Raw genomic sequence first — 15,080 nt, 5'->3', positions numbered from 1 at the left:
TCCCACAGCGCTGGCGGATCAACCGCCAGATCAAACAGCGTGACGTGGTTCGGCAATACGTCGTCCAGGATGGCCGCCACGATGTCGGGTGCCAGCGTGGTCAGGTTTACCATCCGGCTGACGTAGCTGTTGTCGATTCCTTCCCTCGCGGCGATCTCCTTCAAGGACTTCGCTTCCCCCGATTCCAGCATTGCTAGCCAGCGGTGACCCCTGGCCAGCGCCAGTTGGAGGGAGGTCGGTGCAGAGGGTACATCGCGTGCTCGCCGAGCTTGGTGTCGTTCATGTCGGCCGTGGGCACGACGACCGCGCTCTCTGCTGCCGCCACCTCGGCACTGTCTGATTTTTCGGAGTAGTAATACTTCCGTAGGCGGCCCTCGGTCGTCTTGAGCTCTGGATGCTTCTTCTGCAAGCGCGGGCGCTGCGAGCTGATCTCCGCGACGAGCTGCTGCACCAGATCAGCATCCGACTTGATGTAGTTGCCCTGGCTTTTGGCCCGCTTTTCCTGACACTCCTCGGGGAAGGTTTCGAATAGCCACTCCGCAATCTGCCGCGCAGTGAACTTCTGCTCAGCACGATCCTTCAGGAAACCGACCACTGCCTGTCGTAGATTCAACGCCATGCTCTTCCTCCCGGCTTATCTCTTGGCCGCTTCCGTCAACAGGTCTCCAACTGAACGCGCGACCACATAGCGTGCCGGATTCTCGCCGACCGCCAGGGCATGGAAGTGGGCCTTGCCGCATTCGATCTTGGCGCTTTCCTTATCCCGCAGGTCATCGGTAAACAGACTGCTCTTGGTTTCCACTACGAAGTAAAGACGCTGCGCGCCGTCTTCCTCCACCAGCACGGCCCAGTCGGGGTTATAGCTACCCAGCGGGGTTGGCACCTTGAACCAGCCCGGTAGCTTTGCATACAGCTTGATCGCGTCGTTCTTCTCCAGCGCGTCGGCAAAGTCCCGCTCGGTCGTCGAGTCGTACACGACATGCTCGTAGATCGATTTTTGGGTATCCATCAGCATGTTCTTGAGATAGCCAGTGAGCTCTTCCTTCTCGAACAGCTCCTGCGCGTAGACGTGCTGGTCGCCCAACTTCTGGTACTTAATACCGTCGACCAGGGCCATCCGTTTGCAGCGATTGATGGTCTCGGCAGCCAGCTCGATGAACTGCTGCGGGTTGCGCTTGAAGTCATCCAGGCGCCCACTTCCGGTCAGGATGCTGACGATGGCGCGTCTGGTGAGCTGGGTTCGGTCCTGCAGGTCCGTCAGCAAGTCCGGCAGTTCGATATCCGCTTCGTCCAACACCACCGTCGCTGCCCCCGATTTCTCGGTCGCTTGAACGCCCGCCTTGCCGATGGCGATATCGGCCTTGCGCCATTGCAGGCGCGCTTTCGCAATCGCAGGCGCCTTTTGCAGCGCGCTGATGCAATCAGTGATCAGCTTGGCGTTGTCAAATTGCACGCGATAGGTTGTCTTGTGCTTGATGCGATCCCATAGCGCCTTGAACTCGTCACTCAGGTATATCGCCTTGCCATCCTGGCCTTTGCGCAGTGGAACCTGTTTGCGCTCATCGGCATTCTTGATCTCCAGGCGTCCCGATACCTTGCGCAGCACGTCTGCAATCTGGCCCTTTTGCGCTTCAAACTCGGTAGGCAGCACCAGAGTGCCTTCCTTGAGCGCCTTTTTCAGCGAATCCTGCACCTTGCCCTTGGCATCAATGTGGCCGGCGGCCTTCAGATGCTCCCACAACGCCTTGGATTGCTCGACGCCCAAGGGCACGGTCTGCCCGTCCTGTGCCGTCACGGCAATGGCGGCAAACTGGTGATGCTCGACAATGCCAAAACGTATGCCGGTATCCGCTTCGATCTCTTTCTGCAGGTTTTCGGCGAATTGCTCGTAGTTCTCCGTCGCCACTACGGTCAGGGTGTTGACCTCGAAGCCCCGCACACGCTCACCGTGCTGATTCACGCACAAACGCAATCCGCGGCCGATGGTCTGACGACGTTCGCGCTCGGTCTGGATGTCCCGGAGGGTGCAGATCTGGAACACATTCGGGTTGTCCCAGCCTTCTTTGAGGGCCGAGTGGGAGAAAATGAATTTGAGTGGCGTAGCAAAGGACAGTAGCTTTTCCTTCTCCTTCATGATCAGGTTGTAGGCGCGCTCGGCATTCTCGCGGTTGCCCGCATTGTTCTCTGCGGTATCAGTCCAGCCGCCTTTCTTGTCGATGGAGAAATAGCCGTTGTGCACTTCCTCCGCGGCGGAGTCCAGGTCGATTTCGGCGAAGAGGCTCTGGTAGGCCGGCAGCTTGGCGGCACGCCGATACTCCTCTTCAAAGATGCGCGCGTAGTCACCTTTGACCGGATTGCCGTCCGCGTCGTACTGGCGGTACCTGTCCACCGCATCGATGAAAAATAGCGACAGCACCTTGATACCCAACGGTCGCAGGCGCTTTTCCTTGTCCAGATGCTCGCGAATCGTGCGACGGATCATTTCGCGCTGTACGGCCAGCGCATCCACATCACCGTGGGCTTGACCCGGCTTCAAGAACACTTCTCCACCGGGGTAACGCAGCTCCATGAACTCGTCGCCCTTGGCCGTGTTGATCTCGCCGACGCGAAAATCTTCGTAGATCGGACGCTTGGCAAGTTGCTCCAGGTCGTCGCCATCGGATACGACGAGCTCCTGCCGCTTCACACCGCTGGCGGTGGCCACATCCAGTTCTACCCTGGCACTGATGGTCCCGCGCTTATTGGCCACCGATACCAACCGCACGAAGGGCTTGTTGTGCGCATCCTCCACCGTCGCCAAGGCCACCTCGATCTGTTTGACCAGTTTTCGCTCGTAGGCATCGACTGCGTCGAGGCGAAACACCATGTGGTGCTTGTCCACATGGGTCGCGGAATAGCGCAGCGTGCAGAGTGGATTCATCGCATCCAGGGCCTCTTTGCCACGCCCCTCGAGGCCTCCATCCACACTCTGGGGTTCGTCCACGATGACGATGGGCCGGGTCGCCTTGATCAGATCGATGGGCTTTTCTCCGCCGGTCTTCTCGCTGTCCTTGTAGAGGTTGTTGACGTCCTTCTTATTGATGGCGCCCACTGTCACCACCATGATCTGGATGTTCGAGCTGGTGGCAAAGTTGCGCACCTGCCCGAGCTTGTTGGAGTCGTAGAGGAAATAGTCGAAGGGCACCCCGGCGTAGAGCCCCTTGAAGTGGTCCTCGGTGATCTGCAGTGTCTTGTAGACGCCTTCCTTGATCGCCACCGACGGCACCACAATCACGAACTTGGTGAAGCCATAGCGCTTGTTCAGCTCGAAGATTGTGCGCAGGTAAACGTAGGTCTTGCCGGTGCCGGTCTCCATCTCCACCGTGAAGTCGCCGGAGCTCAGGGTGCTGGAAGGGCGCAGGCCACCACGCAACTGGATATCGGCCAGGTTTTTCAGCAGCTCGTCGTCCAGCAGCGTCAAGCGGTTGCCCACGCCCAGATCCGATTCGGCCATGCCCAAGGACAGCTGCGGGCCGATGCCGCCGATGACCGGCTCCTCGCCAAGCGCCTTCATCGTCACCGTGAACTCGGTGCGGCACACCTCCTGGCCACGGAACAGGTCGCACACGGCCTCAATGGCCTGCATCTGGTAGTCGAGGTTGGGCTCAAAGTGGAGTTTCATAGCGCACCTCCCTGTGCGCTACCCTGCGGGCGCACTGACGTGCGTGCAAATTCTCTATCCTGATAATTTGTCATAGCGCCCCCCTCATAGACTGCGCACGTTCTGGATGCCGTGCTGCTCCAGAATGGCGGCGAGGTTGGTCTTGGCGACATCGTTTTCAAAGGCGCTGTCGCGGAACACACAGGTCGTGTCACCGGCGGGCGCCAGTTCCTTGTGCCAGTCGATAATGCCTTGGGCCAGCGGCTCCACCTGCTCGCGGGTAATCTGCTCGGCCAGGCAGGCCATCAAGACGCCGCCACCCACGGAATGCACCTCACGGCCCGCGAGGGTGCGCTGCTCGATGGGCACGCACAGGTCGAGGCCGAGCTTGAGCAGCAGTTCGTAAAGCACGTCCGCCTCGGAGCGACCTTCGAGCAAGTGATCCTGATGGTCGAGCAACGAGGCTTCCAGATCCGCCGGATTGGGGTTCCAGGCGCGGATATTGGAGTGGTCGAGCTTGAAGACGCGGAAGCCGGTGTCGCCGGCAAACAGCGGGTTGTCGGCTTTGACCTTGGCTGCGGCGCGGCGAAGTCGCTCTTTCGTTAGCTCGGCGATGGTCCGGGGTTTGCCGAGTTTGTCGCAGAAATCTGCGGCAACCTTCTGGCCTTTATCATCAGGTTCAAGTGGCTCTGGGAGCTGGACGAGGATGTAACGGCGGTTGCCACCATCGGTGGCGTTCTGAGCTAAAACAGCATGGCCGGTTGTGCCCGAGCCAGCGAAGAAATCCAATACTATTGCCTGTGTTTCGCTACTACTCGCGAGTTCAAGCATTCTACGAACAAGTCTTGTCGGTTTCGGATTATCGAAAACTCCTTGGCCTAGAAGAACCTTGAGTTCATTGTTTGCTTCATGGTTGTGGCCGACCTCATCATGGGGCCAGATAGTGACTGGCGTGACCCCACCCTTGACGTCGGAGAGAAAGCTCTTGCGTGAAGGCGTGGATGTCCCATCCGCACCAAACCATATCTCGTCGCCTTCATCCATTTTCGACATGGCTTCGTTAGAGAACCTGCGGTAAGTTCCCAGCGGGGGAGCCCAGTCGACGCCGTTTCTGAATCGGTAAGATGAAGTGTTGGAGCCGCTCTTTGCATGTAAAGGGGTGGCCTTCCATGGCCCTTTCGGGTGCCCGTCTGGATTTGAATACGCTGCAACCTGTTCTTCAGTTCTAGGCTGGCCCGCTAACTCGGAGTCCTCCCTACTTTTTGCAAACACTAGAATATGGTCATGATTGTCCGAGAAGAATTGAGCATCGTTTGCGCGTGTGTATTTCTTTTGCCAGACAACATTTGCGATGAAGTTGTCTTCGCCGAAAATCTCACTCATCACTTGACGTAGGTGATGAACTTCCGCATCGTCGATTGAGGCAAAAATGAACCCATCTCGCTGGAGCAGTGAATGCGCCAGCTTCAACCGCGGATACACCATATTTAACCAGTCGGTGTGAAACCGACCGCTGGCCTCGGTATTACTGCTTATCTTCTGTCCGCCTTCCACCTGCCCGGTCAATTCCAGATAGTTCTTGATGTTGTCCTGGAAGTTGTCCGGGTACACAAAGTCCTTGCCGGTGTTGTAGGGCGGATCGATATAGATCAGCTTGACCCTGCCGGCATAGCTTTTCTGTAGCAGCTTGAGCACTTCGAGGTTGTCACCCTCGATCATCAGGTTCTGGGTGGTTTCCCAATCCACGCTCTCGTCCGGACAGGGCCGAAGAGTACCGGTACTCGGTGTCAGCGCCAATTGCCGCGCGCGGCGCTTGCCGTGCCAGTTGAGACCGTATTTCTCATCGGCATCGGTGATGGTCTGGTCACCCACTAACGCCTTGAGCACATCCACATTCACCGCCGTGCCGTTCGGGCCTTCAGTAATGAGGTCCGGGAACAGGGCCTTGAGCTGGTCGATGTTGCCCGCCACTAGATCGGCGGACTGGGCCTCGGGGCTGGCTGCCGTGAGTTTGTTCATATTGTTCTCCATCAGTCGTTCAAGCTTTTAAGCTCAATGGTTCAAAGTTGTCGGCGCGCGGCGGCCAGTTCGGCCTGTACGCGCTTGAGCGTCAGGTTCAGCTCGACCTGACGTGCCAGTTGTTTTTCTCTCAAAGCTTGCGCCCGCAGGCGGCTGACTTCGGCCTCAAGCCGCTCACAATCAGCCAAGGCTTGCCGACGTGCCGCAGCCTGTTCCGGGGTTGCCGGGGTTTGGTAGCTTCCCGTCAGCCGGGCGGCGAGCAAGGCTTGCACGCAATAGACCCAGCCTTGATAGAGGGCGTGCAGCGTGGCCTGGGGTTGGCGCGTGACTGACAGAGACTGGATAAAGGCACTCTCGGCTTGAGCAGCCGCAGGATCAGGGTGAGAGGCATCCGCCGCGTTGACCTCGGACCGCGAGGCCGACACTGTCACCGATAGCGTTATTGATATTGGGCTGCCGTCGAGCACTACTTTGGCGGCTTCGTTCTGTGCCCAGCGTTTGTGGGCCAACGACAGGGTCAGCGATTGCCCCTCAATCAGCAGCAACAGCACCGGATAAGGCACGGCTCGGTGCACCAGCTCGGCGAGCCGCGAGTGACTTGCAGGTTTAACGACACCCCGCACAGTCACTGCCAGCACAGCGATCTCCAGGTACTCACGCAGCGTATCCCGGTAGTTGGGCACACCGATGGTGTTGGGCTTGAGCGCAGCGACCCATTGGATCTCTTCGATGGCCTCCGTGATCAAGCGCTTGTCTGCCGCCGTGGGGGCGCCATTCTCCAGCAGCAATTTCTTGGGGACGCGCTGATCCACCCGGCAACTCTCGGGCAAGCGCAAGGCGTGGATAAGGGTTTGCGCCGAAAGAGTTGATGCGGGGCTGACCGTCATGGCGTCTCGCTCTCCGGCAGGATCACCATAAACGCGACCACCTCGAAGTCATTGCTGCCGGCGAATTCACCTTTGATGGCGTGGGTGCCACCCGGCGTGAACAAGCTGGCGACGGCGCGTTCCTCGTTCTTGCCAGCGACCGAAGCGACCGCTGAGGCAAGCAGCTTCTGGGCATGACGCATGTCTTCCCCCTGCCTGGTCGCCTTGTCGAACCGGGCGCAAGCGTCCGTGTCGGGAGCTTCGCGCCCGAGCGCCAGACGCTTCAGACGGTCGAGGATGTGCTTGGCCTGGGGGTAAGGCAGCAATACGGCGCCGTCGTCACCGACATGAACGAGGTAATGCGGTGCCAAGGGGTAGTCAGACTCTTTGGCTTTTTGGGCCGCCGGACCACAGGCTTGCAGGCAAAAGATCACGCCAGGCGGAATATCGGCGTCCAGGGTGGTCGTAACGGCATAGGCGCCGAGCGGCTGGGTGTCGAGTTTGCCGGGGTGCGCCTTCAGGTACTGAGCCAGATCGATGCGGAAGTCGGTCAGGGTCAGGTCGGTAATCGACACCCCGGTGGACAGATCCTCCATGTCGATGACCGTGTCCTGCAATTTGAGCAGTTGCTTGCGCCGGTACTCCAGATCGTTCATCGGGTTGCCGGATTGCTGCTCGATCAGGTTCTCCTCACCCGTGGCCGAGATGTCGAGCAACACCATGCGGCCGCTGACCCGCTGCTCCAGGTTGATGTATTCCTCCAGTTCCATGTTTGGCCAGAAATTGACCAGCTGGATGCATTGGTTGGGCGAACCGATGCGGTCTATACGACCAAAGCGCTGGATGATGCGCACCGGGTTCCAGTGGATGTCGTAGTTGATCAGCCAGTCGCAGTCTTGCAAGTTCTGGCCTTCGGAAATGCAGTCGGTGGCAATGAGCAAATCGATCTCGCCTTCAGCAGCGAGCTCTTCGGGGCGCTCCTTGGCACGCGGGGCGAACGCCGACAACACGCCGCTCATGCTCTTGCGCAAACCGGGCAAGGTGGTCTGAATGCCGGCGCTGCCGGTCACGAGTGCGGCGTCAATACCCAGCGTGCTCTTGGCCCAGGGGGCGAGCTGCGCGTAGAGGTAGTGCGCGGTGTCCGAGAAGGCGGTGAATACGATGATCTTTTGGTTGCCGCTGTTGATGGGGTGGCGGCACTTGTCTTCGATCATCTGGCGCAGCGCAGCCAGTTTTGCGTCACGGGCGGCATCGACTTGTTTGGCCGCCGCCAGCAGTGTGGCCAGCCGGTTGCGGTCCTCGATCAAATCCTGTTTCCAGCGAATCAGGTCAACGTCGCCGAGCAGCACCTTGACCTTGCGCCCTACGAGCAGCGCCTCGAAAGCCGGGTCGTCTATGTCGACATCGGCGATGTCGATTTCTTCGAGCTCGTCCGTGTGCGATTCAATATGGGCCAACGTGGCTTCCACATCCCTGAGCTGCCTTTGGACCGTCAGCGTGAAGGACGACACTGCGCTTTCCATGCGCTTTAGCACATTGACGCGAAGCAGGTGAATCAGGCTCTCTTCGCGGTCCACCTGGCGGAAGAAGCCCTCGCCGCCGCGAACCTGGGTGCTGTACTTGGCGTCATAAGCCGCCTGCTTGTGTGGCAGGACATAGCGCAGCGGCGCATAAGTGGCCAGTGTGAGGCGGCGGATTTCCAGATTGATGTCGCGGATGGCGCGGAACTCGCCGGCGAGGTCAACATCTGCTTTGATGTTGATTGGCGGAAGGCGATCCGGGAAACGGCCAGTCTCACTGGTGCCGTAGTATTTCTCGATGTGCCGCCGCGAGCGGGCGATGGTGAGGTGGTCCAGCAGAGTGAAATAGTCGAATCCCAACATTTCAACCAGCTTCGATGGCGTCTTTTCGGACTCATCCATCGCCAACCAACGGTTGAACTGGGCCTGGGCTTTGCGGGTGGTCGCCTCGATACTGGCGATGCCGTGCTCCAGCAAGGCGGTGTCATCGCCTTCGGTGACAAAGGCGATCTGATTGCGCAAGTCTGCAAGCCGGTTGTTGACTGGCGTGGCCGACAGCATGAGAACGCGGGTCTTGACCCCTTCCTTGATGATCCGACGCATGAGCCGGTCGTAGCGCGACTCCTTGCCCTTGTGTGTCGCCTTGTTGCGGAAGTTGTGCGACTCGTCGATCACCACCAGGTCGTAGTTGCCCCAGTTCACGTGCGACAGATCGATGTCGCCGGAGGTGCCGCCGTCCCGTGACAGATCGGTGTGGTTCAGGACATCGTAGTTGAAGCGGTCCGCCGCGAGAATGTTGCGCTTGTCGTTGGCCTTGTAGAGCGTCCAGTTGTCGCGCAGACGCTTGGGCGCCAGCACCAGAACACGATCGTTGCGCAGCTCGTGGTATTTGATGATCGCCAGGGCCTCGAAGGTCTTACCGAGGCCGACGCTGTCCGCGATGATGCAGCCACCAAAGCGGTTCAGCTTGTCGATGGCGCCCACTACGCCATCACGTTGGAACTTGAACAGTTTCTGCCACACCACGGTATTGCGGATGCCGGTAGCGGACTTGACGATTCGGTCCTCGTCCATCTCGTCACCGCTATCACGAAACAGGTAATGCAATATCAGTGTGTAGACGGTGAACGGATCGCGGTGCTCGCCAATGGCCTGCAAGGCGCTGATCAGTGCGTCGCGGCCGCTAGTTGATTCCCCCGACTGCCCTTGCAGGCTCGCCCACTGTTGATCGAACCACCGGGCGAGTTGGGCTGCCTCGTCTGCGGATTCAGATGCCTGGATCAGGCTCAATGGGTTACCCGGCGTTAGTCCAAGGCCGGCGGTACTGAAGGCAAGCGATCCGAGTACCACTTGCTCAGGTGTGGCGTCAGGCTTGCGCATGACCACAGCGCCTTGTGGCACCGGTCCCAGTGCCCGCCGAAGATCCACCTTTCGATTTATCCAATTCGCACATTGATTGGCCAACCATCGCGCTTGCAAGCGATTGCGTGCGGCACGATCGCCCTCCGCACCGAGGAACTCGAGCGCCCCGTCGTCAGGGGACAGGATCAACTGGACCCGATCAAGGACTGACAGCGCTTCGCGCACTTCAGCGAAGGCGTAGAGAGAAAACGTGGGCGTCACGCAGCCGAGCTGATTGCCGTGCTTGAGATGCGGCCGGATCAGATCGATGACTCGGTCTGCGCCGGTGTTGTGGATCAACTTCATGGTCGCTCCCGTTCAGTCATCTATCAACGCTTTTGCATTCGTCTGCGCAAAGCCCGGCGCCAAAACGGCGCTACGCACACCGTAAATAGCAAGGTGGTCTTTCAACCAAAGTCGGTATTCATGGCCACGCAGGCTGTGATCCGGGGAGCAGTCGACACTCCATTTGCGCAGGATGTAGCCGGCAGTGGCGGCGCGCAGCTTCATCCGCAGCACGCCGCCTTGCATGCTGTAGTCCATCTCGGTGATCTCTGGCCGGGGTTGATCCGGGTGGGGCACCAGCTCCAGCTCGACGATCCGTGTCCACTGAATGTCCTGATCGCTCATCTCGTGGGGTGCCACTGGCTGCCCCTTGAGCACCATCGGGCGCTTGATCCGGGTGATGACGAAATCCCGGAACTCCTGCGACCTCCGGTCGAAGGCGCGGACGTGCCAACGGAGGCCGTTGTCGATAAGCGCGAACGGGACGATCTCCCGCTCGGTGCGGCCACTGGAGATGGAGTGGTACTCGATGCCGAGCGGACACTCCTGGTGGATCGCCCGGGTCACGCTCGCCAGCACATCCAGATCCGGATGCGTGAGCCGTGACGGGCTCTCGCTGGCTACCCACGCCTTGAGCCGCATCGGCTCACCATCGCCAAAGCCCTGGGTCAGCCACGACAGCACCCGCTCTAGGGGGAAGTCGAATACGGGCCGGAAGTCCGGCCCCAAGACGTAGGACTTGCCCTTGGGGTCGTAGTCGATGTTGCCCGGGGCCAACTCCTTGTACAGCGCCAGATCCCTGGATGCGGCGGCGGACTGGATGCCAAACCGCGTGACCAAGTCCTGACGGCGTATCTCACCGATGAAGCGCACGCGCAACTCCACAAACGCGAGCCGGTCGCGTTGTGGCTGGGTTAGATCTGCAAGCTGTTCGTTCGACATCCTGGCTGGCTCGTTCGGGTTAGCGAATGCTTGTGCTGGTTATTTCGGGAAGCATATGGTCTGCTCTAAAATCTGTCCATGATTCGCTTGTGATTTGTTGGTGGATCGCATTGTGATAACCACAAGCGGCACAGCGACGATGTGACTGGTATGGACGCTGTGCAGGCTTTTCCGGGGCTTCAGCACTTCGAAATGGAGTGAACGGCATGAGCGGAAATCGATGGGACCAGCCGGGTGTGCCCCACAAGGGATGGCACTGCGTGGACGTGGTCGACCTGCGGGCCGACGGAGAGTCGGCGGACGAAACCGATTACGCGACCTGCCAGATATGCGGCAACGAGAAGATCCGCTACGTCCACATCATGGAGCATCCGGACCTGGACGAGAACTTCGACGTTGGGTGCGTCTGCGCCGAGAAGATGAGCGGTGACTACGAGGGGCCGAAACGGCGTGAGGCCAAGTTGCGCAACCGAGCAGCACGCCGAACCCGATGGCTGCAGCGCAAGTGGCGGGTGTCCGGCAAGGGGAACAGCTTCCTGAATCTCGGAGGCTACAACCTCGTCGTGTACCCGACAAAGACTGGTCGCTGGGGCTACAAGATTGGCGATCGTTTTGGGCCTCGAACATACCCGACAAACAACGAAGCCAAGCTGGCGCTGTTCGATGACTTCTGGGCCGCGACCCACGATGACGATCGGCTGTGGGCTTCGGACTGATTCCAGCAGGCTGGCGGACCAGTCGTAGACCAGGACACATCAAACAATGAAAACAGACTTGATCGAAAAGTACGCGCCGATTCTTTGTGGGTCGACGCCTCCGGTGGTGCGCGACCCGCGCCTGCTGATGGATGCAAGCGGCGACGTGAAGATCTATTACGCGCCATTCGAGTACATCAACCCCAGTGCGCGGATCGTTCTGGTCGGGATCACACCGGGCCCCACCCAGATGGTCAATGCCAACAACGAGGCGCGGCGCGCGCTTCAGGCCGGCAAGTCCAGCACGGAAGCGATCCAGGCCGCCAAGAGCGTCGGCGCATTCAGTGGCGAGCCGTTGCGGAGCAACCTCATCAACCAGCTCAACCATTGGGGCTTTCACAAGTGGCTCGGCCTGACCGATTCGGCCGACCTGTTCTCCACTTCGCGCCACCTGGTGCAGACAACCTCGTTGCTGCGCTATCCGGTGTTCGTCAAGGACGACGATTACCGTGGCTCACCTGACATGACCAAGCACCCCTTGCTGAGGAAGTACCTGCTGGATAACTTCGCGGCGGAGGTCGAGGAACTGAAGGATGCCGTGTTCGTCGGGCTCGGGCCGCAGGTCCAGAAGGTGCTGGATCGACTTATCCAGGAGCGGGTGCTGAATCCCGAACGGGTGATTGGCGGCATGCTGCACCCATCGGGCAACTGCACCTATCGGATCAATTACCTCATCGGCGACAGAAACGCGCCGATCCCGCACGCCACCAACCCTGTGCCTTACGACCAAGGCCGGCGAGCATTTCGGGAGCGGTTCGTCACCGCCTGATCGAAGGTCGGGTGAGTCGATGCGGACGCGGGTTCAATTCCGCAAACGGGAATCGAACTGGCGTCCTGTCTGATGCGCTCGGTTGGTGACCCGGCTAGGGCTGAACTGGTAGGATTGAGGGCAGCAGGGGCTGGATTCCGCACCTTTCCGCAGGAGTTCGCAGCGGTCGTAAGGCGCTGAGTTACATAGGTTTGGTGCAGGGTTCCACCCCACCACCAACAGCGAAACCCCAACCGTTCTCGGTTGGGGTTTTTTGTTGCGCGATCGCACAGGTTCCCGCGCATCCGGGATTCCTGCGGAAGCCTGCGGCCTGCGCCGTCAGTCTTCAGGCTCATGTTCCATTCGCGCTGGCCATTTCTCGCCGGCCTCCGATGCCATCGGCGCGCAGTCGCACCTCGAGGTCATCGGGCGACACCTCCAGCAGCTTGAGGACCCTGCTAGTCCCGGCGTCGTTCCTCGAGCGCGTCGCGGCGCGATCCGACGTGCGGTTCGTGCTGATTCGTCGCTCTTGACACGCACGCGGGTCGCGGGAGAAATACGCCGGATGTCGCCGAAAGGTTGCTATCGCTTCGGCGAGTTCGTCCTCCAGCCCTCCACACGCCTGCTGCACCGGCGCGGCGACGTGGTGGCCGTGCCCGCGAAGGTCTTCGATTGCATCGCCTACCTCGTCGAGCATCGCGATCGCGCGGTGGGGCGCGACGAGCTCGCGTCCGCGGTGTGGGGCCGGGTCGACGTCAGCGACGGCGTGCTCAACCAGACGATGCTCGCCGCACGGCGCGCACTCGGCGCCGGCGGGCGCGAGCAGCGGCCGATACGCACCGTGATCGGATTCGGCTACCACTGGGTCGACCCGGTCGACATCGTCGAGGCTGCACCGCAGCCCTCCCTGCCTCCGCGGCAGCCGCCGCGCGAAGCCATGGCCGCTGCGACGACAGGGCCCGCGCGTCGCATCGGCATGTTCGCGGTACTGGGCGTGGCGGTGATCTGCGTCGTCGCCTGGTTCGCGTGGCGTTTGCATACCACGCCCGCACCCGGCGAGCGCGGCGAGCGCCATGGCGTCGTCGTGTTGCCGGTCGCGACGTCGGGCGAGGCCGATTCGGCCTGGCTGCGCCTCGGCCTCATGGATCTCGTCGCGGAACGGCTGCGTACGGATGGCGCTACCGTCGTGCCGAGCGATACCGTCGTCGCGCTCGCGCGCGCGTTCGATACGAGCGACGCGGACGACCTCGCCCGCCTTGCCGACGCCGCCGGGGCCGACGTCGTGATCGCCTCGCGCGCGACGCGTGAAGGCGATGGCTGGCTCGTCGAAGTGCGCACGGTGCACGGGCGCGCATCGCCGCGCACCGCCCGCGGCCATGGCCGCGACGCGCTCGAGGCCGGCGTGGCGGCGGCGGATGCGATCGCCGCGGAACTCGGCTTGCGCGGCAGCGCTCCCGCGGCGACCGCCGACCTGCCGATGCGCGAATTGCTGCAGCGGATCCAGGCCGCGACACTCGGCGACCGCCTCGACGAGGCGCGCACGCTCGCCGCGCGCGCGCCCGACGCACAACGCCGCGACCCCGAATTCGCGTTCCGGCTCGCCAAGATCGATGCGCAGGCCGGGCGCGTCGACGAAGCCGCTCGTGCCCTTCGCGCCCTGCTCGGCCGCGTCGGCGCCGAACACGACCCGAGGCTGCACGCGCGCATCCTCGACGCGCTCGGCGTGATCGCCCTGCAGCGCGGCGACGCGGCGGATGCGGAGGCGCTGCATGGACGTTCGATCGCGTTGCTGCGCGCCGGAGGCGACGAAGGCCAGCTTGGCAAGTCCTACGCCGATCGCGCGTCCGCGCGCTTCGCGCTCGGCCGCGACGACGATGCGCTCGGTGACGTGGCCCAGGCGCGAGCCGCGTTCGAAAACGCGGGCGATCGCCTCTCGCTCGTCGTACTCGACGGCAACCTCGGCGCGATCGACCTGCAGCGCGGACGCTACCGCGAAGCCTTGCCACTGCTCGAGGAAGCGGCGAAGCGATTCGAAACGATGCGCATCCACTACGCCGCACTGAACGAATGGGACGCCGCCGCGCAGGCGTACCTGATGCTGCGGGAAACCGGTGCGGCAGGGCGGATCGCACCCACCCTCGCGCGCCTGGGCGAACGCGTCGCCGATCCCCGCCTGCGCTTCGGCACCGGCCTCACGCGCGTGGAGATCCTCGTTGCCATGGGGGCGCTGCGCGCGGCGCGCACGCTGCTCGGCGAGCTGCGCGCGACGTATGCGAGGGAAGCGCCGGCGGAACTCGCCGGCCGCGCGGATGCGATCGCCGCGCGCCTCGCGCTCGCATCCGGCGATGACGCCGACGCGCAGGCGAGCGCGGAGGCCGCGTCGTCGGCGCCCGCATCGGGCGACGATTCGCGCGAGCAGGCGCGCAACGGCGTGGTCCTCGTGCGTACCCGCCTGCTCGCAGGCCAGCCGATCGACGATGCCGTGCAGCGTTTTGCCGCGCGCGCCGCGCAGGCGACGCGGTCGGTGCCGCGACTCTACGTCGACCTGGCGCAAGCGATGCGCGCCGGTGTGGCCCGCGACGACGCGGCGGCGCGCGCTGCATTCGAGCAGGCGCTCGCCGGTGCCGAAGCGACGCGGGTGCCGCTCGACCTCGTCGAGGTCGCGATGGCCTACGGCGAGTGGCTGATTGCATCGGGCGATCTCGCGCGCGCGGGCGCCGTGGTCGAGAAGGTCGCACCGTGGGCGAAGACGGACTACGAGGCGTCGCTGCTGCAAACGCGGCTGTACCACGCCGCGCGCCTCGCGCCGGCGTGGGCGAGCGCGCTCGAGCGAACGCGCAGCCTCGCGGGCGAACGACGCATTCCGCCGGAGCTCGCGACTCCACCCTGAGGGCAAGGACGCAG

9 protein-coding genes are annotated in these 15,080 nt (G+C 61.9%); 3 read left to right on the top strand and 6 right to left on the bottom strand.

The annotated features are described in order from the left end of the window. Positions 1 to 193 precede the first annotated feature (193 nt). From EV148_RS17260 to EV148_RS17235, 6 genes are all read right to left on the bottom strand, one after another. On the bottom strand, positions 194 to 619 hold the full coding sequence (locus tag EV148_RS17260; protein ID WP_199222818.1) for a hypothetical protein: 426 nt from the start codon (positions 617 to 619) through the stop codon (positions 194 to 196). A 15-nt stretch (positions 620 to 634) separates the two neighbouring features. Beyond that, a complete protein-coding gene (locus EV148_RS17255; protein WP_132000097.1) occupies positions 635 to 3,661 on the bottom strand; it encodes a type III restriction-modification system endonuclease in 3,027 nt (1,008 codons plus the stop codon). A gap of 84 nt (positions 3,662 to 3,745) precedes the next feature. After that, positions 3,746 to 5,659 carry a site-specific DNA-methyltransferase gene (locus tag EV148_RS17250; protein ID WP_199222817.1) on the bottom strand — a complete coding sequence of 638 codons (1,914 nt, stop codon included), beginning with the start codon at positions 5,657 to 5,659 and terminating at the stop codon, positions 3,746 to 3,748. A gap of 41 nt (positions 5,660 to 5,700) precedes the next feature. Continuing rightward, positions 5,701 to 6,546, bottom strand: coding sequence for a DUF4391 domain-containing protein (locus EV148_RS17245; RefSeq protein ID WP_132000095.1), 846 nt, complete (start codon positions 6,544 to 6,546; stop codon positions 5,701 to 5,703). Beyond that, a complete protein-coding gene (locus tag EV148_RS17240) occupies positions 6,543 to 9,752 on the bottom strand; it encodes a helicase-related protein (protein ID WP_132000094.1) in 3,210 nt (1,069 codons plus the stop codon). The genes EV148_RS17245 and EV148_RS17240 overlap by 4 nt, the downstream gene beginning before the upstream one ends. 12 nt (positions 9,753 to 9,764) lie before the next feature. Continuing rightward, positions 9,765 to 10,673 (bottom strand): helix-turn-helix transcriptional regulator, encoded by a 909-nt coding sequence (locus EV148_RS17235; RefSeq protein WP_132000093.1) that lies wholly within the window; start codon positions 10,671 to 10,673, stop codon positions 9,765 to 9,767. A gap of 206 nt (positions 10,674 to 10,879) precedes the next feature. Between EV148_RS17235 and EV148_RS17230 the strand changes: the two genes are divergently transcribed. The 3 genes from EV148_RS17230 (at position 10,880) to EV148_RS17220 (ending at position 15,066) form a co-directional block, all read left to right on the top strand. Further along, on the top strand, positions 10,880 to 11,389 hold the full coding sequence (locus EV148_RS17230) for a hypothetical protein (protein ID WP_132000092.1): 510 nt from the start codon (positions 10,880 to 10,882) through the stop codon (positions 11,387 to 11,389). Between the two features lie 58 nt (positions 11,390 to 11,447). Further along, a complete protein-coding gene (locus EV148_RS17225; RefSeq protein ID WP_199222816.1) occupies positions 11,448 to 12,197 on the top strand; it encodes a hypothetical protein in 750 nt (249 codons plus the stop codon). A gap of 544 nt (positions 12,198 to 12,741) precedes the next feature. After that, the gene (locus EV148_RS17220) at positions 12,742 to 15,066 is read left to right on the top strand and encodes a winged helix-turn-helix domain-containing protein (protein ID WP_132000091.1); all 2,325 of its coding nucleotides are present in this window, start codon (positions 12,742 to 12,744) and stop codon (positions 15,064 to 15,066) included. The last annotated feature ends 14 nt before the right edge of the window (positions 15,067 to 15,080 follow it).

This window comes from Dokdonella fugitiva, from assembly GCF_004342425.1.
Lineage (GTDB): Bacteria > Pseudomonadota > Gammaproteobacteria > Xanthomonadales > Rhodanobacteraceae > Dokdonella_A > Dokdonella_A fugitiva.
Note: the sequence above shows the minus strand (reverse complement) of the source record. Positions and strands in the feature narration are given on the sequence as shown.

Coding starts and splice junctions, on each gene's coding strand:
- EV148_RS17250 (WP_199222817.1), bottom strand. CDS start 5,659: ATGAACAAACTCACGGCAGCCAGCCCCGAGGCCCAGTCCGCCGATCTA.
- EV148_RS17240 (WP_132000094.1), bottom strand. CDS start 9,752: ATGAAGTTGATCCACAACACCGGCGCAGACCGAGTCATCGATCTGATC.
- EV148_RS17245 (WP_132000095.1), bottom strand. CDS start 6,546: ATGACGGTCAGCCCCGCATCAACTCTTTCGGCGCAAACCCTTATCCAC.
- EV148_RS17220 (WP_132000091.1), top strand. CDS start 12,742: ATGTCGCCGAAAGGTTGCTATCGCTTCGGCGAGTTCGTCCTCCAGCCC.
- EV148_RS17255 (WP_132000097.1), bottom strand. CDS start 3,661: ATGAAACTCCACTTTGAGCCCAACCTCGACTACCAGATGCAGGCCATT.
- EV148_RS17260 (WP_199222818.1), bottom strand. CDS start 619: ATGGCGTTGAATCTACGACAGGCAGTGGTCGGTTTCCTGAAGGATCGT.
- EV148_RS17235 (WP_132000093.1), bottom strand. CDS start 10,673: ATGTCGAACGAACAGCTTGCAGATCTAACCCAGCCACAACGCGACCGG.
- EV148_RS17230 (WP_132000092.1), top strand. CDS start 10,880: ATGAGCGGAAATCGATGGGACCAGCCGGGTGTGCCCCACAAGGGATGG.